This window comes from Indolivaga capnocytophagoides DSM 22835 (genome assembly GCF_000426485.1).
Classification (GTDB): domain Bacteria; phylum Bacteroidota; class Bacteroidia; order Bacteroidales; family Dysgonomonadaceae; genus Dysgonomonas_A; species Dysgonomonas_A capnocytophagoides.
In genome coordinates this window covers 324,822-347,012 of sequence record NZ_AUFL01000005.1, presented here as the reverse complement: position 1 = coordinate 347,012, position 22,191 = coordinate 324,822, and the positions used below count along the sequence as shown (strand labels likewise).

Below are 22,191 nucleotides of genomic sequence, written 5' to 3'. Positions count from 1 at the left end.
TAAAGGCTATTCGAAAGAATAGCCTTTATTGTTTTATATTGAGTAGCAGCAAATTTTTAATATCGTACCTTACCCAACGCTGCCTTCAAGGCTGATTTGCAATAGCTTTTGAGCTTCCACTGCAAATTCCATAGGTAGTTTCTGCATTACTTCTTTAGCGTATCCGTTAACGATCAGTCCAACTGCATCTTCGGTAGATATACCCCGTTGGTTACAATAGAATACCTGATCTTCGCTGATTTTCGAAGTTGTAGCTTCATGTTCGATAATAGCTGTTTCGTTCGCAATATCAGAGTAGGGGAATGTGTGTGCTCCGCACTTATCACCGAGCAATAAGCTGTCGCACTGAGAGTGGTTACGGGCATTTTCAGCCTTTGGAGAAACCTTTACGAGTCCTCTGTATGAGTTTTGACTGTATCCTGCAGAAATTCCTTTCGATACGATACGGCTTCTTGTATTCTTTCCGATGTGTATCATCTTGGTGCCTGTATCGGCTTGCTGGTAGTTATTTGTTACAGCTACAGAATAAAACTCACCGACGGAATTATCTCCTGCAAGAATACACGATGGATATTTCCACGTGATTGCAGATCCTGTTTCTACCTGAGTCCATGATATTTTAGAGCCGTTTCCTTTGCATAGGCCTCGTTTTGTAACGAAGTTGTAGATTCCGCCTTTACCTTCTTTATCTCCCGGATACCAGTTTTGTACAGTCGAATATTTTACTTCAGCACGATCTAATGCCACAATTTCTACAATGGCAGCGTGCAGCTGGTTCTCGTCACGCATTGGAGCTGTACATCCTTCGAGGTAGCTCACATATGAATCATCGTCTGCAACAAGCAGAGTGCGCTCAAACTGTCCTGTGTTTGCTGCGTTTATACGGAAATATGTCGAAAGTTCCATTGGGCATCTTACCCCTTTGGGTATGTATGCGAATGATCCGTCGCTGAATACAGCAGAATTTAATGCTCCAAAGAAATTGTCTCTGTATGAAACAACCGAACCCAGATATTTTTTCACCAGTTCGGGGTGTTCCTGCACCGCTTCGCTGAAGGAGCAAAAGATGATGCCTTTTTCCGCAAGGGTTTCTTTGAATGTTGTTTTGACAGATACACTGTCAACAACAGCATCAACCGCCATTCCTGCTAACATTTTCTGTTCTTGAAGAGGAATACCCAATTTATCGAATGTTTTCAATAATTCGGGGTCTACTTCATCAAGACTTTCAGGAGCTATCTTTTGTTTTGGGGCTGAATAGTATATTACATCCTGATAATTGATTTCAGGGATGTCCAGATGCGCCCATTCGGGCATTTTCATAGTCAGCCAATGTCTGTATGCATTCAGTCTGAACTCGAGAAGCCATTCCGGCTCATTCTTTTTAGAGGAGATGAGGCGGATCACATCTTCATTGAGACCTTTGGCTATAGATTCGGCTTCTATATCCGTAACAAATCCGTATTTATATTCACCGGATGTTACTTCATCCAAAATTTTATCTTGATCTTCTTGCATTTACCTAAAAACTTTATAATTCTAATGTATTCACATTGCAAATATAAATAAACCTGATAACTAAATCCAATCAATAAATCTGATGAGTGTTAATTATAGCTTATTTCTTCTGCAAATATAATTCTAAAAGAAAGCCTGAAAGAAATATTTACCGGATATTTCTTTGATTCTGTCTTTTTTAAATCAACCGTTAGAACAAAAGATATTCGGGTTTTGTTCATCTATTGTTTTTATGAGGGTTCGAAAAAACAAATCAATCAGGATTAAAAAAATATAACATAAACAGCCTTTTGATTGCATCCCCCTTGGGTGTTTTTCTTAATTGGGATACCCAAAGGTTTCTTTTTTGAACTTTTATGATTAAAAAAAGTAAATAATGCTGGATAAGAGCATTATATTTTGTTTCTTTGCACCAATTTAGGGTGTGTTCTATAGGATAGGTTCCTGTGTGTAACCCGCCAGTAAAAAGAAGAGTTTTATAGCATGTCACAGAATCGCCAATTTCGTTCTACATCTTTGTTTGGATCGGGTGTAACAACAACAGTCAGTATTACTTTGGTTTTGTTCTTACTGGGTCTGACTATTTTTGTCGCAGTAATGGGGCGTGAGATATCCTCTTTTATAAAAGAAAATCTGAGTATTACGATCGAATTGTCAGCGGGTACATCAGAGGCCGCCGCCGCAAAACTACAAAAAGAACTGAACGAAAGCCCTTATGTTAGAGCTGTTACCTTTATTAGCAAAGACGAAATAAAGAAAGAACTTATAGATGAGTTGGGTGGAGATCCCGAAGAAATTTTAGGTTATACTCCGGCATCAAATTATTTCGACGTGAACCTGAAATCGGCTTATGCAAATGTTGATAGTATAAAGGTTGTCGAAAAATCGCTGAAAGGCCAGAAGATTGTTAAAAGCTTCTTGTATAGCGAAGAAACTCTCAATATGATTAACTCCAACTTGTCGAAGATTGGCACTAGTCTACTGTTATTGGCTTTGATTCTGATGGTTATATCATTTACCCTTATTCGGAACACTATACGGTTGAATATTTATTCGAAACGTTTTCTTATAAATACAATGCAGTTAGTCGGAGCAACCGATGCTTTTATCCGCCGTCCGTTTATCTTTAAAACTATAGGTTATGGAATAATTGCAGCTATTATCGCCAATATCGGTATTACAGCACTTATATATAGTTTGACAAAAGAATTTCCCGAAATAATAACTATTGTACGGATTCAATACCTTGTTATATTATATGCGATTGTTTTATTGCTGGGCATACTGTTGCCGGGTATCGCAACTGCTTCGGCAGTAAACAGATATTTAAGAATGAATACAAATAATCTTTATTACATCTAAAGTTCATGGACAGAAAAGATTTTGCATTAGGAAAAATAAACTACATAATTTGTGGAGTGGCATTTGCTGTTATTCTGATAGGGTTCTTTTTGATGACAGGACCTGCTTCAAGTATCGAAGGTGGTTTTGAACCGGATATTTTCAGTTCTCGCCGTATCGTTGTGGCTCCGATGGCCTGTTTCTTTGGATTTCTACTGATGATAGTAGGTATATTGTACAAAGGAAAAAAGGTTGAAGAATAAATCAAGCGCATCAGTTTAAGCGTAAATATAAAAATATCAAACAAACTATATGGATACATTACAGACGATTATCATAGCCATCGTTGAAGGGCTTACCGAGTTTTTACCGATATCATCAACTGGTCATATGATTATTGCCCAACAGTTGTTAGGAATAGAAAGCACAGAGTTTGTCAAAGCATTTACTGTAATCATTCAGTTCGGGGCAATATTATCTGTAATCGTTTTGTATTGGAAGCGTTTTTTTCAGTCGTGGGATTTTTATCTGAAATTACTTATCGGGTTTATACCTGCAGCCGTTTTGGGATTGCTGTTCAGTGATACGATTGACGAGATGCTGGAGAATGTATATGTGGTTGCAACTACTCTTTTAATAGGAGGTATACTGATGTTGTTTGTTGATAAGTGGTTTAACTCACCAAAAGCAACAGAAGAAGTTTCACGCAAAAAAGCCTTTATTATCGGATGTTTTCAATGTATTGCTATGATACCGGGTGTATCACGTTCTATGGCTACAATCGTAGGGGGGATGACCCAGAAATTGACACGAAAAGCTGCTGCTGAGTTCTCTTTCTTTTTAGCTGTTCCGACTATGGCTGCAGCAACAGGGTACAAGCTTCTGAAACTTTTTATGGAGCCAAATGGAGTGCAGATTCTGCAAGATAATATGGGAACCCTTATATTAGGGAATGTTGTAGCCTTTATTGTTGCTTTGCTTGCCATTAAATTCTTTATTGGTTATGTAACTAAGTATGGATTCAAGCTATTTGGCTGGTATCGTATTATCCTGGGATTAGCTATTCTCATCTTTTTGTTAACCGGACACGAGTTGAAAGTGATGTAATAACAGTCGGAATTATTCTTTCTGATTTGTTGTATTTTATGAATCACAACAGATAATGAATATCCCTCACATGTAATAACGTTTCAATCCTATTTTCGGGCTTGGTTATGAAAATACCGCGGCTTATTATAAACTAAGAGTATACATTGAATACTTCCTTTTACTTAATATAAGAATGGATTTTATTTCGGGAGAAATATTATATATAAACAAACCTTTAAATTGGACTTCGTTTGATTTGGTACGAAAATTGCGGTATAAATTATGTCGCGGATTAAAAGTCAAGAAGTTAAAAGTCGGACATGCCGGCACATTAGATCCTTTGGCTACAGGGGTAATGATTGTCTGTACAGGTAGGAAAACTAAATTAATAGAGAGTTTTCAGTTGCAGACAAAGGAATATATAGCTACTGTTCGTTTAGGAGCAACAACTCCCTCTTTTGATCTTGAAACAGAAGTAGATAATACATATCCGACTGGTCATATCTCACGAGAATTGGTTGAAGAAAAACTGCGAGCCTTTATTGGCCGTATAGAACAAGTCCCTCCGGCATATTCGGCATGTAAAGTTAATGGCGAAAGAGCCTATAATCTGGCTCGAAACGGAGAGGAAGTCGAACTAAAGCCTAAAGTGCTTGTTATAGATGAGATAGAATTGCTGGGATACGAGCCTTCATGTATAAAAATACGAGTGGTTTGCAGCAAAGGAACCTATATAAGAGCATTGGCTAGGGATATCGGTTTGGCTCTTGGTTCGGGAGGACATCTGATTGGTTTGGAAAGAACAAGGGTTGGTGATATAACCTTAGACAAATGTCTGAATATTGAAGATTTGGATAACCTTGTTCCTCAATTATCACAAGAAGAAAAATAATATAAATATATAAAGTTTAATATGAAACTGTCTCAATTTAGATTCGATTTTCCGGAAGAACTAATCGCTACTCATCCTGCAAAAAACAGAGACGAGTCGCGCCTTTTAGTGTATAACCGGAAAACTGATAAAGTAGAACACAAGCAGTTCAAAGATATTCTGGAATACTTTGATGATAAAGATGTTTTCATCTTCAATGATACTAAAGTATTTCCGGCTCGTCTGTATGGAAATAAAGAAAAGACCGGAGCGAAGATCGAAGTGTTTTTGCTAAGAGAATTAAATGAAGAATTCCACTTATGGGATGTACTTGTTGATCCTGCCCGTAAGATAAGGATTGGCAACAAGTTGTACTTCGGAGACGATGATTCGATGGTTGCCGAAGTTATCGATAATACTACATCCAGAGGACGTACTCTGAGATTCTTATACGATGGTCCTTCCGAAGAGTTTAGGACAGCTCTCTATTCATTAGGTGAAACTCCTATCCCAAGATATTTGGGTAGAGATGAGGATGCTGACGATAAAGAACGTTATCAGACTATCTTTGCGAAGAATGAAGGTGCTGTTGTGGCTCCTGCTGCCGGATTACACTTCAGTCGTGAGTTAATGAAGCGTATGGAAATTAAAGGGCTTGAATTTGCTTATGTAACGCTTCATTCAGGATTGGGTAATTACCGCGAAATAGATGTGGAAGATCTTACTAAGCATAAGATGGATTCAGAACAGATGGAAATAACCGATGAGGCTGCTGATATTGTAAATAAGGCAAAATCGAGAGGTTCTAAAATCTGTGCAGTCGGAACATCTGTAATGCGTGGAATCGAAACGATTGTGAGTACAGATCATCAATTAAAATCAAGCAAGGGATGGACTAATAAGTTTATATTCCCTCCATATGACTTTAATATTGCGGATGCAATGGTGACTAACCTTCACTTGCCTCAATCTACATTATTAATGATGACAGCTGCATTTGGTGGCTATGACAGGGTTATGGAGTTATATGAAGAAGCCGTAAAGGAAAAATACAAATTCGGAACTTACGGAGATGCTATGTTGATACTCTAATTTGTATTTGATATAAGATAGGATAAGCAGACGAATAGTCTGCTTATTTTTTTATAAAGAGTTGCGGTGCTGCAATATTTTCCGTATGATTTCGGAGTCGACTTCCATATCGAATTTACGAGCAAATAAGCAAGGACTGCTTATGATGTCAATATAGTCGTCCGAACGAAGTGTTCTTGGATATTCAGGCCCTTTCTGCCAATTGAGGTAGGTGAAATGTTCATTCTTTATATTGCAATCTGATGTTGCCAGAATAGTCTGTACCCATAGTTCGTCTGCGCAATATGAATATCTCAATGATTTTATATACCTAGGATGTTTGTCTATGAAATTAATCAGATAAGACATAGCATCAGCTTTTAATATAACCCAATTAGACCCTCCGTAATACTCCATATTAGAATATAAAGGCCTTCTCCAATTATACATTCTCTGACGTTTTCTGATATGTCCTATGATTCTCCGTCTTAGGTTTGCATATAACGAGTTTCCTGTAATATCAGATTCCCAATATAGCTGTACTCTGTCAAATCCTCCGTTAAACTTCCATTGGGGGAGGGGAAGCTTATCCGATACGACATAACTACACTCTCCATTACTCAAAGATTCGATAATTTTTTCATTCGAAACAATGGGTAGATCCTGTGCACTTATAAGTATATAGTATCTATGCTTTTGTTGATGAGCTTTCCTGAATAAGTATAAAGGGCATTGTATCTGATTGAAACCGCTCCAGTTTATGTTATACTCCGAATAGAAGTTAACTGTCGGATACATACTCTTAAGCTGAGAAATGTCTATGGTAGACTTTGTGTCAATATGTATATACAGAGCGAAATTATTCAGAAGGTTCTCAATCAGTAGCTCGAGTTGAGCCTGATTTTTATGAGCCATGATTAAGATCGCCACCTCTTTCATTTAATCTTCAGGTTTTAATATGAGTCGAACATATCGTCTATTCCTCCGTTACCGGAATTTGAACTTGAATGTACAGCATCTGAATCGAGCAGACTCTCATCTATTCCTGAGCCTGCACATGGATTGATTGAACTTTTCGGAAATTGTTCGTCTGTGCTGTAACCGAGTTTAGGGTCGGCATATACTTTTTGCATAAATAGTCCATATATAGGAAGAGCCATTGCTGCTCCTTGTCCTTGAGCCGTTCTGTCGAAGTGGATTGATCTGTCTTCGCCACCTACCCAGGTTGCTGTAACCAAACTAGGAGTGAATGCCATAAACCAACCATCAGAGTTATTCTGAGTTGTTCCTGTTTTACCTCCCATAGGAGCTCTCAGTCCATATTTGTATCTAATACGACTACCTGTTCCGCCATCCATCACAGCACGAAGCATATCTAACATTTTTACAGATGTCTGCTCATTAAATACTTCCTGCACACGTGCGTCAAATGTTGCGATAGTATTGCCATAAGCATCTTCTATGCGTGTCACATATAATGGGTTTACCCTTATGCCGCTATTTGCAAAAGCAGTATAAGCACCTGCCATCTCTCCAACCGAAACATCCGGAGTTCCAAGAGCCAGTGCTATTACCGGGTCAATTTTTCCTGTAATACCAAAAGTATGTAACATTCTGACCAAAGCATATGGTGTAGTTCTGCTCATCAGGTAAGCGGTAACCACGTTGTCTGAGTTTTGAAGTCCCCATTTTACAGAAACAGTTTGTCCGATCATATTGCTGCGTACACCTCGGGGATTCCATGGAGTGCCGGCTTCTGTTATATAGGTTCGGTCTTCGTATGTCATTTGGTCGCAGGGGGTCATACCTTCTTGCATACAAAGCGAATAAAGGAATGGTTTCATTGTAGAACCTACCTGTCTGCGTCCGATATTGACCATATCATATTGAAAATACTTGAAATCAATACCTCCCACGTATGCTTTTACTTGTCCATTGTGAGGATTCATAGCCATGAACCCTGCTCTCAGAAATGATTTATGATAACGTATAGAGTCCCAAGGGGTCATCGTTGTATCTATTTCTCCTCCCCACGAGAAGACTTTCATATCTGTCGGCTTTTTGAATATTTTCAAGATCTCCGCATCGCTTTTACCTTCTTTTTTCAAGCCTCGGTATCTGTCGGTAACCTTCATTGCCCGATAGATTAATGTGTCTACCTGTTTTGAAACAGAAGATGAAAACGGCGCATAAGAACGTCCTTTCTTTTCTTTGTCGAACAAAGGTTGGAGCTCCTTGCTGAAATGTTCTTTTACAGCATCTTCAGCGTATGTTTGCATACGAGAGTCTACAGTTGTATAAATTCTCAGTCCGTCTGTATATAGGTTGTATGGAGTCCCATCTGATTTCTTGTTTTTGTTACACCATCCGTATAGTGGATCATTTTCCCAGGCTGTCGAATCAACGGCATACTGTTCCATTTGCCACGATGCATAATTACCTTTATCAGGTTTCTTTGCTGTCATTATTTTGCGGAGGTATTCACGGAAATAAGGAGCAAGCCCGTCTTTATGGTCGACTCTTACATAGTTAAGAGTAAGAGGCAGCTGGCATAAAGAGTCTAATTCAGCTTTTGTAATGTAATTAGACTTATACATTTGTTCCAATACCACATTTCGTCGTCCTTTGGTGGCTTCGGGTCTTCTTTTAGGGTTGAAAACTGCCGGATTTTTACACATACCTATCAATGTGGCAGCTTCTTCTATAGTTAACTCTTTTGGGGTTTTATTGAAATATACTTTCGATGCTGTTTGTATCCCGACAGCATTATTAAGAAAGTCAAACTTGTTCAGGTATAGATTGATAATCTCTTCTTTTGTATAATATCTTTCGAGCTGTACAGCGATAACCCATTCGATAGGTTTTTGAAGAGCCCTGTCGAAGAAATTTTCGGCCTGAGGTGAATACAACTGCTTTGCCAGCTGCTGAGATATTGTACTACCTCCACCTCCGCTTTCCTGCTGAAATATTACACGTTTAACAACGGCTCTGGATACTGCATAGAGGTCAATACCGGAATGTCCGTAAAAACGGGCATCTTCTGTTGCGACCAATGCTTGTACCAAATATGGAGATAATTGATCGTAATTAGAATATATCCGATTTTCCTTACTTTGCGAATATGTGCCTAAAAGCTCATTGTCGGTAGAATAGACCTGGGATGCATATTTGTCAATCGGATTTTCAAGATCCTCAATGGGCGGCATATATCCAATGGCTCCAGCCGAGATAAGTGTGAATACCAGACTTATGACAACTACTATAGCTGCAAATGCTCCCCATAGTAGTTTTATTATGACTTTATGTTTTGAATCAGAGTTTTTTTGATTTCCCCCTTTTTTTTTGTCTTTGCTCATATTGATTAAAAAAGCATGAATAAAAATAGTCAAAATGACTATTGTCCAGCTTGCGAAATTAAACAAAAAGGCTTAAATATCGCATATCATCCTTTTAGTTTTATAAAAGCTTAAGAAAGGGAATGGCTTCTCAAGCTCTCTTTGGTTTCTTTTTCAGGTGTTTGCGATAGAATATATAATATCCGGTGAGAGGCAGAGATGCTCCTATTATACATGCTATACAAGTCAATATGCGAGTGAATATTCCTCCATAGGCTCCTACGTGCAAGGCATAAGCCCAAGACATAATAGATGACGATGTTGTTTTATCCCCGAATTTGCTGATTTCGGTAACTTCTCCGTTCTTTTTGTTCCATTTGTATCTGTCCGTAGCTCTCGAGTGTGATGCGGACTTTGGTAATACTGTAGCAGCTCCGTCGTTTATCGTTATATATTGGTAATTTGCATCCCTTTTTTCTATATTGGCAAAAGCTGTCGCCCATGTCATAGGGTTGATGTCTGTTTTTTTATCATCACTATTACCTCCTCTTCCGTGACCACCACCTCGTTGTTCAGCTTTTTCTGCACCGAATATTGTGCCTACTCCGTTTCTATACCATTCGAAAGACCACATTAGTCCTGTTAACGAGCAAAGCAAAAGGAATATGCCGGCGTATATACCTAACACAAGATGCAGGTCGTAGAAAAATCTTTTAGCTCCGCTTGTCGTTTTAATGGTAAATCTGCTTTTCCATTTCTTTCTGTCGGTTGGAGCCCACCATACTATTCCGCTGATAAGAATGAAAACAAAGAGAATAGTGGTAATACCTACGGTATATTTGCCCCATGTACGAGTTCCATCAAGTAGCCATCGGTGGAGAGACATCACTGTCGAAAAAGAACTGTCCTTGAAATTATATGTACCTGTAATTTTTCCGGTGTACGGATCAACGAAAGCGGAAGATCTCATTCCTTTTTGTAATCCGATGGTATAAGTTCTTTGGGGATCAGATGTTATTTTTATACTGGCAATGGCATTGTCTTTCTCTTTTAACTGATCGCTTATAATAGGTATGAGCTCGGGCAGAGGTATCTTTTCTTTATTGGATTCTTTTACAAAATAACGATCTGGATACTTTAATTCTAAAATCTCAGTTTCGAATGTCAATATCGCTCCGGTTATACAAATAATTGTGATAATAAGCCCTATAGGTATAGAGAGCCAAAGATGTACTTTTTTGAAGAATTTTCTGGTCGTCATAATCTGATATTACATAAAAATAAAACCGATGTAGTGAATATCATTCAAAACATCGGTCGTATTTTGTCATTAAGTCAGTAAGTTGTATTTTAAAAGTCAAAATATATTATTTCTTACATTACAAAGATAGTTATGAGGAACAGTCTGTGCAATCGCAATAAATAATGATATTGCGAGGTCCTACTCATTACTTATGGTGATAAAAAAAGCTCCCTGATAATTTCAGGGAGCTTTTTTTTTATCTTATGTTTTTATATTTAGAATGAGTATGATACTTGTGCCGCAAAGTTGCGAGGATCAATTTGGTTAATATAACCACCTCTATAATAAGAGTTGTATCCTAAAGCATCAAATACATTGTTGAAGAACACACGAGTTGTTACATGTCCAACTTTATATGCAAGCTGTGCATTTACTGTTGTATAAGCAGGCATATCGAAAGGTTTTACCCCCGGATTGTATGTGTGTCCGTCGTATGCATTGCTAAATTCGTTAACCGGACGTTTTCCTACGTAGTATACACCTACACCGGCAGATAAGCCTCTTAGTGGACCTCGGTCTACAGTGTAGTTCACCCATCCGTTTGCCGTATGTTTAGGAGCATTCATTGGTGCAGATCCATTTACATATGATGGGCTGTCGTCGTATCTTGCATCCAAGTAAGCATATCCAAGCATAACTTGCAGGTTTGAAAGTATACGTCCGTTTAATTCAACTTCGATACCGTCACGTTTCAAATCTCCTGCTTTATAGTAATATCCTGTTGTAGTTGTGGTTCCTTCAACGTATTCAGCATTCGATAGATTATCACTGATAATATGGAAATATGTGAAGTTGAATCTCAGTCGATTATCCAACCAGTCTGATTTAATGCCGGCTTCGAATTGTTTGGTTTTAGATGGACCCACTTCGGTTACTTTATCTGTAAGGATGTTTGCTGCGGATCTCAAGCTGGTACTTGTAGTATATGATGCAAATATATTTACATTTTCGATAGGGGATATCATAAGTCCAATCATTGGATCCCATGCGTCACGAGTGTCTGAACCTACTTCTTTATTGGTTGTTATAGAGCTGTATCTTAACCCAAGGATTGCTTTTATGTATTTGTTGATAGTTAAGACCTCTTGTGCCATTACCCCATAAGTAGTGTATTTCGACTGAACAGGATCGCCAGCATATTTTTTCAAGCTGTCTGCTGCATGTGTGGGTATTGTATGATTAATATTACCTGAAATAACATTTATTGTGTCTACAGTAAATGAGCCTAGGTTAGTTGTTGTTGCGTCTGCGATTCTATAATCGAATCCAACTTGGAATGTATGCTTCAGAGAACCTGTATATACATCTTTGCCTATGAAGTCCAATTGGAATGTTGTGTTTTTATCATCACGCAGGTTTCTAGAAAGTTTACGTACTTTATCTTCGTAGTTCGTTACTTTTCTAAGATCGGATAACGCGCTTGATGTGTTATCCACATTGTACGATGAATTAAAATAAGCAGCTCTAACGCTTAAGTTTTTAGTAAATTGACGATTAATTCGTGCCGAATATGTCAATATCTTAGTATTGTTATTTTCTCCTCTAAAACCAAGAAATTTGTTATGAGGCATATCGTAAAGCTTTTCTTCTGAAATAGGTCCCAGATTAACGGTGCTTGTTGCCGGAGTGATATCAGCGTTCAAATAATCCATCTCTAAATTAATTGTGGTCTTATCATCGGGTCTCCATTCCAAAGAAGGGTTGATGTATGCCTTGTTAGTGGATACGATCGGGCGATAGTTGTCGGAACGTTCGTATGCTCCGTTCAGGCGGAATGCTACTGTTTTTTTGCTATCCAGAACAGTTTGCACATCAAAGGTCGGACGGAATTGTCCCCAACTTCCGGCACGAAGGTCTACTTGTCCGGCATTGATAAACTTAGGAGTTTTTGTTACGAGATTTATTACACCACCGGCATTACCTAAGTCTGTGATTACTCCTTGAGTTACTGCTGCTGATCCTTTTATCATTTGTATGCTTTCGATACCTTGCATGTCGGTGATACCTGATGCAGTCTGGAATTGAGAGTCGATACGTACGCCGTTCTTTAATACCGGTATTCCTCGGAATCCACGGCTCGACATACTTTCTTTTACTCCTCCGTATGATCCAAAAAGAGTTACGCCCGGAACATTTCTCACTGCGTCAGTGATAGTTAAGGCTCCTTGTTCGCTGATTACTTTTTCTGAAATGACAGAGATCGATTGTATCTGTTCACTAGGGCGAAGCGGCATACGAGTAATTGCATCCAATTTTTCGGGTTGTTTGTAACGTTCTCCGAAAACTTCTATTTCTTCGAGAGTGTTACTTACTTGCATGTCGAATCTTAATTTTTGCATTTCGTTGCTTAAATCAAGAGCTTGAGTATTTGGCTTGTAGCCTATGAAACTAACTGTGATTTTTTTAGCGTTTTTAGGAAGGCCTTTAAATATAAATGAACCGTCACTGTCTGTTAAAGCAGATAGATTAGAACCTTCTATAACTACTGTTGCTGATGTTAGCGGATCGCCGTTTTCGTCGTATACATATCCTTTTACTTTCTGAGCATAGGTATATGATATACATGCAAAAATAAGGCAAAGAGAAAAAAGTATTTTTCTACACATGTCTGAATTACTTATTATTTATTAGGGATTTTTATTAAGAAATATTAAATCCATGAGTTAGGTGCAAAGATCTTTGAATTTTGTTAGTTGAACAATCGCAATAAATAAGTATATTAAAGAGTCTAAATAACAAAATGTAGGTATTGCACTATGTCGAAAAAGTTGATCTATATAAACGAGGAGTATTAGTTTGAATGTCGCATTTTTTATTTTATTAATATGATAGCTCGTGAATCTGTTGTTTACTCTTGATTGATTGGCGTTCTCTTTTGAGACGTAAAGGTGAGTTATGGAGGTGTGCCGAATTATATCTTTAATATATAATTTATTCTTTTGGGGACATTTAAGTGTTTGTTATACTGTGGCTATCTTCGTTAATATCTAAGTGTTGATAAGTGTTTTTTGCTATCCTTAGATAGGTAACTGCCTGTTATTGGCGTGTTTTGTAAACTAAAGAATAGCTGTGTAGTCTTAATGGACTGATTATTCAATGACTAATTGATATTAATATGATATGTTTGTTTTGTTTTATTTATCTTTGCAAAAAAGAATTATACGAATGAGATTGCATAGAATAGTATTATTGTTGGTATTCATCCCTTTTTTTTGTGCATGCTCTGAGCCTTCTATGGAAGATGATGCGCGGGCTGCTGCCGACCTGTCCCGTATATCAAATCAATGTGCCATTGAAAATGACATGGCCGGTGCAGGAAAAGCATATAGTGAAGTTCAGGAAATAATGGAGAAATACAAAAAAATAGATAAGTTTGATGAATTCTATCAATTGTATGGCTCTTTTTTAGAAGAGAGTGCAAGGATTGAGGACGCTAAAATGGAACAGCGGAATGCTCCGTCCGAAACAGATTCGAAACAGGTAGAATAGAAAAATTGAAAGATAGTATTTAATGATATATTGTAGAGTGATAATGGTTTGTAGCCGTTAAGCTTGAAAGTTATAATAGGGTATGAGGCCTTAAAAAGTAAAAATCTAAATATTTAATAGAAAAATGTCAGAGATTACGCCTACTGAAGAGAAGAAAAGCCTGAATTTTATTGAGGCGATTGTCGTAAAAGACTTAGAAGAAGGGAAAGATGGGGGTCGTTTACAAACCCGGTTTCCTCCTGAGCCAAATGGTTATTTGCATATTGGGCATGCAAAAGCGATATGTTTAGATTTTGGCTTGGCACAGCAGTATGGCGGAATATGTAATCTTCGTTTTGATGATACAAATCCTGTAAAAGAGGATGTTGAATATGTTGATTCTATTCAGGAAGATATTCAATGGCTGGGATTCGATTGGGCTAACGTGTATTATGCGTCCGATTATTTTCAACAATTGTGGGATTTTGCAATCTGTTTGATAAAAGACGGGAAAGCATATGTAGACGAACAGTCTGCAGAGGAGATCGCTAAGCAAAAAGGGACTCCTACTTTAGCAGGAACAGAGAGTCCGTTCCGTAATCGTCCGATTGAAGAAAATCTTGATTTATTTACAAAAATGAATGAGGGGTTTTTCGAGGAGGGTAGTATGGTACTGCGTGCCAAGATAGATATGGCTGCATCGAATATGCATTTTCGAGATCCTATCATATATCGTATAATTAAGCAGGCTCATCACCGTACCGGTAATAAATGGAATGCTTATCCGATGTATGACTTTGCTCACGGGCAATGCGATTATTTCGAAGGTGTGACTCATTCTATATGTACATTGGAATTTGTTGTACATCGACCTTTATATGATTGGTTTATAGATCAGTTGGCTGATAGTGATTATCGTCCGCATCAATATGAATTTAACAGATTGAACCTTACATATACCATGATGAGCAAGCGTAAGCTGTTGCAGCTGGTAAAGGAAAATCTTGTCAACGGGTGGGATGATCCTCGTATGCCTACTATTTGCGGATTCAGAAGAAGAGGATATACTCCTGAATCGATTCGCAGTTTTATAGATAAGATCGGATATACTAAATACGATGGAGTGATAGATGTTGCTTTATTGGAGTATGCGGTAAGAGAAGACCTGAATAAGAGAGCAACCCGAGCTTCTGTTGTATTGGATCCGGTTAAGCTTGTATTGACTAATTATCCGGAGGGAGAAGCGGAAACATTATCGGCTCAGAACAATCCGGAAGATGCCGGAGCGGGATCGCATGATGTGGTATTTTCTAAAGAATTGTTTATTGAAAGAGACGATTTTATGGAAGATGCTCCGAAAAAATATTTCCGGTTAACTCCGGGGCAGGAAGTGCGTCTGAAAAATGCATACATCATTAAGTGTACCGGATGTAAACGTGATGCTGATGGTAATGTCTTGGAAGTATATGCTGAATATGATCCGCAGACAAAAAGTGGTATGGCAGAAAGTAATCGTAAGGTAAAAGGTACTATACATTGGGTCTCAACAAGTGATGCTATTGATGTAGATATCCGTTTGTATGACCGTCTGTTTACTGTTGAAAATCCGGGAGATGATAAAGATCAGGATTTTAGAGATTTTTTGAATCCGGAGTCATTAATAGTGAAAACAGGATGTAAAGCGGAGCCATTCCTGAAAGATGCAAAAGCTTTAGATCATTTCCAGTTTCAACGTATTGGTTATTTCAGTGTTGATCCCGATTCGACGGATGGACATCTGATTTTCAATCGGACGGTGACTCTGAAAGATTCTTGGAGTAAGATAAAAGACAAATGATTATTCTGTAGCTGATATGGCAGAAAGAGATATATCTGATTTGATAGCCCGGTACGAACAAATGCTCGTGTCGGGTAAGTCTGTTTATTTTGATGCTGATGAATATGATGAATTAGCAGAATATTACGATAAATTAGATGATCTGGATTCTGCACGTGATATAGTAGCTCAAGGTTTACGTATTCATCCGGAAAATGAGCGGTTGATGCTGAAATCTGCCCGATTTATGATATACGACGGAAAGTATACTGAAGCCTTGTATTTCCTGAATGCCCATTTCGGAACATATGATTTCGAAATGTATCTGATGAAAATAGAATGTCTGCTGAATATGGGATTGTATGCAGAGGCTTATCAGTTGACATCCGAAGTTTTGAATGATGATGAAACCGAACTGGATATTATATTGTCAGAATTGGGTTTTCTTTATCTTGAAGCTGAATATTACGATGAAGCTATTCTGTATTTAGAGAAGAGTCTGGAGTATGACTCATCTAATCGGGAGGTTTTGGATGATTTAGCATATGGATATGAGGCTAAGGGGGATTTTGAATCTGCCATACGTATCTGCAATAAAATACTCGATCTCGACCCATATTCCCTTGAGGGGTGGTTGATGTTGGGGAAATTGCATTCATTGAACGGGGGATATGAAAATGCTATTGATGCTTTTGATTTTGCTCTTACCTTGGATGAAAGGGATCTGACTGCCCTTAAACTAAAAGCCCATTGTCTTGTTCTATCCGGTCGGACAGAAGATGCCGTGGAGGTTTTAAAGCAGTGCCTGGAGCTATATCCAGAAGACGATTCTATATATCTGTCTTTGGCCGATTCGTATATGGAGCTGGAGTTGTATGATGATATGTTGGTGTATATTGAGGCGTACGAAAAATATGCAGGAGAGAATACCGAATCAGTGGCAAAGAAAGCATACGCTTATTTACTGAAAGGCGATCTTGAGCAGGCACGTATGTTTATTGATCAGATATTATCTACAAATCCGGAATCTTTTGAGGCTAACATGATTGCCGGTGAGCTAAACTACAGGCTGGATAATATGTCCGAAGCCGAGACTTTTTATCTGAAAGCATTGTCTATACATCAATCCGATACCGAGGATGTTTTGGAAAAACTTGTTTCTGTGAATGTGAAACAAGGTAATCTGGTAAAAGCTATCGATTGGCAAAAAAGAATATTGGGTATTGATTCTTCTGCACTTGCGCTGAGACGGCTTGCTCTTCTCTATCTTGAAAAAGGAGATAAAGAAAATTACAGGATGACCTTAGATTCTTTTAGTGATGAAGAGCTTGAATCGTTCTACGTCTTGTTTTATCAAGATGAAGATGTAGAGCAGATACCGGAAGATAGACGTTCTTATTTACTTAATAGGTTATATGAAGCATTTGATTGTAGATTATTATATAAAAATATGAAGTATTGATTATCAGTAGGTCCGTTACTTTAGAATTAACAAAAAAATAACAAAAAGATAATTGAAAACTGCAATATAGATATATTGCAGTTTTTTTTATTGTTAAATGAAGGATAAATAATGTATTGTTTTACAAAATGATATTGCTTGGAGTTCTTATTGTGTCGTTTTCGGTGTTTCTATGTTAATTTAGCTAACGAAAATCTAGTTAAATGGGATATCTAGTTGCATTATCAATGTTATTTTTTGCGTCTTTTGTGAAAAACTATTATATTTGTCCCCTGCTTTGTGAAATTTTGTGAACATTGTTTTGTGAAAATTAAGTAAAATATTATAAATTAAGTAATTGAGTAAAATTAAAGTAGTGTTTATGAAAAAATTGATAATGATTTTGACTTGCATTATAGCAAGTGTGGGGTTATCAGTGGCTCAGACAACAACAAAAGTTTCCGGTACTATCGTTGATGATACCGGCGAAACTGTTATTGGGGCTTCGGTAGTTGCTAAAGGTACCACAGTCGGTACAGTAACTGATGTTGACGGTAAATTCTCTTTGAATATTCCGTCTGATAAAAAGACTTTGGTTATTTCTTTGATCGGTTTAAGAACAAAAGAAGTTGCCGCAGGTCAAAACCTTAGAATTGTTTTAGAAAGTGATTCTAAGTTGATGGATGAGGTTGTGGTTGTTGCATATGGTACTACTACAAAAGCTTCTTTTACCGGGTCCGCTTCGAAAGTTTCAGCTGATCAAATTAGTTCGGGTAGTAAAGAGTCTTTAGATAAGGCTTTGGTCGGAAAGGTTGCCGGAGTTAGAGTTTCATCAAATACTGGTGATCCTGGAGCTGCAGGTGAAATCAATATTCGTGGTATCAGTACAATTAATGGGTCTACCACTCCTCTATATGTGATTGATGGAATTCCTTTTGATGCAGGAACGGATGTTAGTTCTGGCTTAAATAGTATGAGTGCTTTGTCAACTATCAATCCTGATGAAATAGAATCTATGACTGTATTGAAAGATGCAGCTGCGGCTTCTCTTTATGGTTCTCGTGCTGTGAATGGAGTTGTTATAATAACTACCAAAAAAGGGAGAGCAGGGAAAACAAGTATTTCTTACAAAGGTGAGTATGGAACTACGAAAATGGCTGTAAAGCAATTTGAGATGGCTGATGCAGCTAGTACTATTGATTATTATAGAGAAGGTATTGCTAATTATTATTTAATAAGAGGTACAGTTGCAGATAAGCAAGCTGCCTATGATTTAATTGCTTCAGAAAATGATTTGGCTAGTTTCTTTGCTGATCCATCAGGTAATACCAGTACTAATTGGTGGGATAAGGTGTTTAGAAATGGAAATACACAAGATCATCAGGTGTCTTTAACTGCAGGGAGTGATAAAACTAAAGTTTTTAGTAGTTTAGGCTATAATAAGACAGAGGGGATTGTAAAAGGTAGTGATTTTGAACGTGTTGCCGGTCGTATAAATGTTGATCACGAGATAAGTAAAGCTGTCTCAGTTTCTATACGTCAATCTCTATCTTATATTAATAAAAACGGATTTAGAGACCAATCAGATCAAGGTCAAGGAATCGGGACATCGTCTCCTGTGGGAATTATATTTGCCATGGATCCAACCGCAACAGTTTATAATGAAGATGGATCTATTAATGCTAATGCTGGATGGGGAAAAGTTTCTAATCCATTATTAATGTTGGGAAGTAATGATGAATTTGTTAAATCAAAAACTTTTAGAAGTATTTCTAATGGAGATCTTTCTGTGAAAATCCTTCCTGAGTTGACATTTAAAACTTCAGTTGCTTTTGATTATTTAAATTCTCAACATCAAGAATTTTGGAGTCCTTCTAGTGTTAATGGGCAGTCTTTGAATGGTTTAGGTTATAGAGGTGATTATACAAAAAGGACATTGACAACATCTTCTACTCTTAATTATAATAAAAAGCTAGGAGATCATACTATTGGATTATTAGCCGGATTTGAAACTTCAGAATCGAAATTGCAATCTTTCACAGGTTCTGCTAAAGGTTATGCTACTGGAAAACTTCCTGAGTTATCTGTAGGACAACCTTATAAGGTTGGTAGCGCTAAATATGGTTCTAGTTTGATGTCATATTTAGGCCAGGCTAGTTATAATTTCCAAGAAAAGTATTATGCAACAGCGAGCTTTCGTTCAGACGGTTCTTCTTTCTTAGGTAAGGATAACAGATGGGCTAATTTTTATTCTGGATCTTTAGCTTGGAGAATGAAAGAAGAGTCTTTCTTAAAAGAAAGTGATCTTATTAATGATATGAAGTTAAGAGCGTCTATCGGAACAACAGGGAATTTACCTGATACATATTATGCAAACCTAGCATTGTATTCTTTTACGGGAGGTTATGGAGCTCAGGGTGCAACTTATTGGTCTGGTATTGGAAATGCTAAATTAGGTTGGGAGAAAACAACTACGTATAATGTTGGTCTTGATGTGAATTTCTTAGGAAGGGTTGGCTTTTCTGCAGAATATTTTGTAAAGAAGACGTCAGACTTGTTGCTTGATGTGCCAGTGTCTCTGTTGACAGGCTTTCAAACAATGTTATCTAATGCCGGAGCAATGACTAATAAGGGATTTGAGTTTGAAATCAATTCTCAAAATATAGCATCAAAAGACTTCTCTTGGTCAACAAACTTTAACTTGACCTATTTGAAGAATAAAATAACAAGTTTGCCAACAGGAGATATTCCTTTTGGTGATGGCGAGATGTATATCCAAAGAGTGGGTGAGTCTATTAACTCATTCTATTTGCCTGTATGGGCTGGAGTTGATTCTGAGACTGGGCTTGGACAGTTCTGGATTGATCCAGATGATCACTCAAAGGGTCTTACTAATTATTATTCTCAAGCAGGGAAAACTATTGTCGGAAAACCTACTCCTGATGTAATGGGAGGTATGACAAATACATTTAAATATAGAGATTTCGATTTCTCAGCATTAATATCATATCAGTTTGGTGGAGACTTGTTTGACTATCCTGGATATTTCTCTAATTCAGATGGTCTTCGTATGGGATCTTTTGGTATCTTAAAGGACGTTGCTGGCAATTATTGGAAAAATCCAGGTGATAAGGTGGATAATCCAAAACCTATTTATTCGTATTCTAGTAGATATAGATCTGATCGGTGGTCTACTCGTCACATTTTATCTACAAATATTCGATTAAGAGAGCTTTCTGTCGGTTATAATGTTCCTGTTAAAAATATATCGTTTTTGAGAAATGCATTATCGGGACTACGTTTATACTTTACAGCAAACAACCTAGCTATGATTTGGGCTAAAGAAGATGGTATTGATCCAGACGTTTCTTTAAAGGGTTATAGACAAGTGGATACACCAGTGACTAAATCTTACGTGTTTGGTCTTAATGTTAATTTTTAATTGATACTTAAGTTTATGAAAAAAATATTTTATACAATTATATGCGCATGTGCAATTTTATTGCCTTCTTGCTCAGATTTTTTGGATAAAAATTCATCGACATCTTTGCCTGCAGGTGAATCTATCACCAATTTGCAAGAATTGCAATTAGCTGTCAATGGTATACATTATATCCAAACCGGAGCATGGTATAATTCAGATGAGGCCTTCAGTACACCTCAGGGAGTTTATGCTTCTGATTTTACACTATATGCAGACATGCTTGGAGGAGACTTTGAAGCTAAAGATTCATATAATCAATTAGCTCCAATCGGTAAATATTCTGTAGACCCTTCACATTCACTGACATTATTGTTCTATGGAAAGTTTTATAAGTCTATTTCTCAGATAAATTTTGCATTGAGTCAGATTCAAAATATTAAAGTTGAAACTGAAGCAGAAAAAGCTACTTATAATGATTTGGTAGGTCAATTGTATGCTTTAAGAGGCTTGTTCCATTTTGATTTAGCTCGTTTATATTGTAAATTGCCAACTACAGTTTCGGATTTGGATGCGGCATCTTCTGGAATTCCTATTTCTGATCAAGTTTTCCCCGATACTTATAAATCATCTAGATCTACATTAAGACAAACTTATGATTTTATTCTGTCTGATTTTGAAAAGGCACTGCCTTTACTCTCAAAATCAAAACATGATGGATATATAAACTATTGGGCAACAAAAGGATTACAGGCCAGAGCCTATTTGTATCTGGGCAATAATGATGAGGCTTTGAAAAGTGCAGTCGAAGTAATTGAAAAATCTCCATATAAACTTTATACAAGAGATGAGTATTTGGGTGTTTGGAGTAAGGCTTATACGAATGAGTCGATGTTTGAGATAAATGTAACAGAGACATACAATGCTCAACGTAATTCTTTAGGCTTTTACACTCATGAGGAGGGGTATGCTGAATGTGGTGCAACTGATGAATTTGTAAGTTTTTTATCTACTAGAACAAATGACATACGTTCAGAACTTGTAAAAAAAGAAGATACAGAAGTTTTTCCTCAGAAATATCCTGGTCGAGATGGAAATATTTATGTTGATAGCCCTAAAATCATAAGATTATCAGAAGTTTATTTGATTGCAGCTGAATCAGCAGTTAAAAAAGATGGAGATAATTCTTCTACAGCATTGAAATATATTAATGCCTTGAGATCCAATAGAATTGAAGGTTATTCTAATGTTGCAACTGTTAATATTGATGATGTCCTGACAGAGCGTCGATTGGAGCTTTTTGCTGAAGGGCATAACGCTTGGGACTATTGGAGAAATAAGAAGTCTGTGGATAATTCTACTGTTGGTGTTGTAGATTATACAAATAATAAGACAATTATCCCTTTACCTCAAAGAGAATTGTCTAATAATCCAGATCTAGTGCAAAATCCTCAATAGATTTTGCCTTAATATTAAAAACAAGTCAGGCTATCCCTTTTAAAGGGATAGCCTGACTT

The 22,191-nt window shown here is 37.3% G+C and carries 15 protein-coding genes; 10 read left to right on the top strand and 5 right to left on the bottom strand.

Going from position 1 to position 22,191, the window contains the following annotated elements; translation table 11 throughout:
• Nucleotides 1-69: 69 nt before the first annotated feature.
• Complete coding sequence (sufB, locus tag K322_RS0103185; protein ID WP_026625580.1) at nt 70-1,518, bottom strand: Fe-S cluster assembly protein SufB; 1,449 nt, start codon at nt 1,516-1,518, stop codon at nt 70-72.
• Between the two features lie 483 nt (nt 1,519-2,001).
• Between sufB and K322_RS0103175 the strand changes: the two genes are divergently transcribed.
• From K322_RS0103175 to queA, 5 genes are all read left to right on the top strand, one after another.
• Nucleotides 2,002-2,880 (top strand): cell division protein FtsX, encoded by an 879-nt coding sequence (locus K322_RS0103175; RefSeq protein ID WP_026625579.1) that lies wholly within the window; start codon nt 2,002-2,004, stop codon nt 2,878-2,880.
• A gap of 5 nt (nt 2,881-2,885) precedes the next feature.
• The gene (locus tag K322_RS0103170; RefSeq protein ID WP_026625578.1) at nt 2,886-3,122 is read left to right on the top strand and encodes a DUF3098 domain-containing protein; all 237 of its coding nucleotides are present in this window, start codon (nt 2,886-2,888) and stop codon (nt 3,120-3,122) included.
• Between the two features lie 49 nt (nt 3,123-3,171).
• Entirely contained in the window at nt 3,172-3,966 is a 795-nt protein-coding gene (locus K322_RS0103165; protein ID WP_026625577.1) for an undecaprenyl-diphosphate phosphatase, read from the top strand.
• Between the two features lie 175 nt (nt 3,967-4,141).
• A complete protein-coding gene (truB, locus tag K322_RS0103160) occupies nt 4,142-4,840 on the top strand; it encodes a tRNA pseudouridine(55) synthase TruB (protein WP_026625576.1) in 699 nt (232 codons plus the stop codon).
• 21 nt (nt 4,841-4,861) lie between these two features.
• Complete coding sequence (gene queA / locus K322_RS0103155) at nt 4,862-5,911, top strand: tRNA preQ1(34) S-adenosylmethionine ribosyltransferase-isomerase QueA (RefSeq protein ID WP_026625575.1); 1,050 nt, start codon at nt 4,862-4,864, stop codon at nt 5,909-5,911.
• A 51-nt stretch (nt 5,912-5,962) separates the two neighbouring features.
• On the opposite strand, the gene K322_RS0103150 is transcribed toward queA, so the two are convergent.
• The 4 genes from K322_RS0103150 to K322_RS0103135 all read right to left on the bottom strand — a co-directional run bounded on the left by K322_RS0103150 (nt 5,963) and on the right by K322_RS0103135 (nt 13,134).
• Entirely contained in the window at nt 5,963-6,829 is an 867-nt protein-coding gene (locus K322_RS0103150) for a beta-1,6-N-acetylglucosaminyltransferase (protein ID WP_035331163.1), read from the bottom strand.
• A 14-nt stretch (nt 6,830-6,843) separates the two neighbouring features.
• A complete protein-coding gene (locus K322_RS0103145; RefSeq protein WP_051290605.1) occupies nt 6,844-9,246 on the bottom strand; it encodes a transglycosylase domain-containing protein in 2,403 nt (800 codons plus the stop codon).
• A gap of 130 nt (nt 9,247-9,376) precedes the next feature.
• Nucleotides 9,377-10,486 carry a PepSY-associated TM helix domain-containing protein gene (locus K322_RS0103140; RefSeq protein ID WP_035331161.1) on the bottom strand — a complete coding sequence of 370 codons (1,110 nt, stop codon included), beginning with the start codon at nt 10,484-10,486 and terminating at the stop codon, nt 9,377-9,379.
• A 257-nt stretch (nt 10,487-10,743) separates the two neighbouring features.
• The gene (locus tag K322_RS0103135; RefSeq protein ID WP_051290604.1) at nt 10,744-13,134 is read right to left on the bottom strand and encodes a TonB-dependent receptor; all 2,391 of its coding nucleotides are present in this window, start codon (nt 13,132-13,134) and stop codon (nt 10,744-10,746) included.
• A 559-nt stretch (nt 13,135-13,693) separates the two neighbouring features.
• Here K322_RS0103135 and K322_RS18400 point away from each other — a divergent pair.
• From K322_RS18400 to K322_RS0103110, 5 genes are all read left to right on the top strand, one after another.
• On the top strand, nt 13,694-14,017 hold the full coding sequence (locus tag K322_RS18400; RefSeq protein ID WP_035331159.1) for a hypothetical protein: 324 nt from the start codon (nt 13,694-13,696) through the stop codon (nt 14,015-14,017).
• A gap of 124 nt (nt 14,018-14,141) precedes the next feature.
• Nucleotides 14,142-15,833 carry a glutamine--tRNA ligase/YqeY domain fusion protein gene (locus K322_RS0103125; RefSeq protein ID WP_026625569.1) on the top strand — a complete coding sequence of 564 codons (1,692 nt, stop codon included), beginning with the start codon at nt 14,142-14,144 and terminating at the stop codon, nt 15,831-15,833.
• A gap of 16 nt (nt 15,834-15,849) precedes the next feature.
• Entirely contained in the window at nt 15,850-17,274 is a 1,425-nt protein-coding gene (locus K322_RS0103120) for a tetratricopeptide repeat protein (protein WP_026625568.1), read from the top strand.
• A 361-nt stretch (nt 17,275-17,635) separates the two neighbouring features.
• Nucleotides 17,636-20,695 carry a SusC/RagA family TonB-linked outer membrane protein gene (locus tag K322_RS0103115; protein WP_035331157.1) on the top strand — a complete coding sequence of 1,020 codons (3,060 nt, stop codon included), beginning with the start codon at nt 17,636-17,638 and terminating at the stop codon, nt 20,693-20,695.
• A gap of 15 nt (nt 20,696-20,710) precedes the next feature.
• Entirely contained in the window at nt 20,711-22,132 is a 1,422-nt protein-coding gene (locus K322_RS0103110) for a RagB/SusD family nutrient uptake outer membrane protein (RefSeq protein ID WP_026625566.1), read from the top strand.
• The last annotated feature ends 59 nt before the right edge of the window (nt 22,133-22,191 follow it).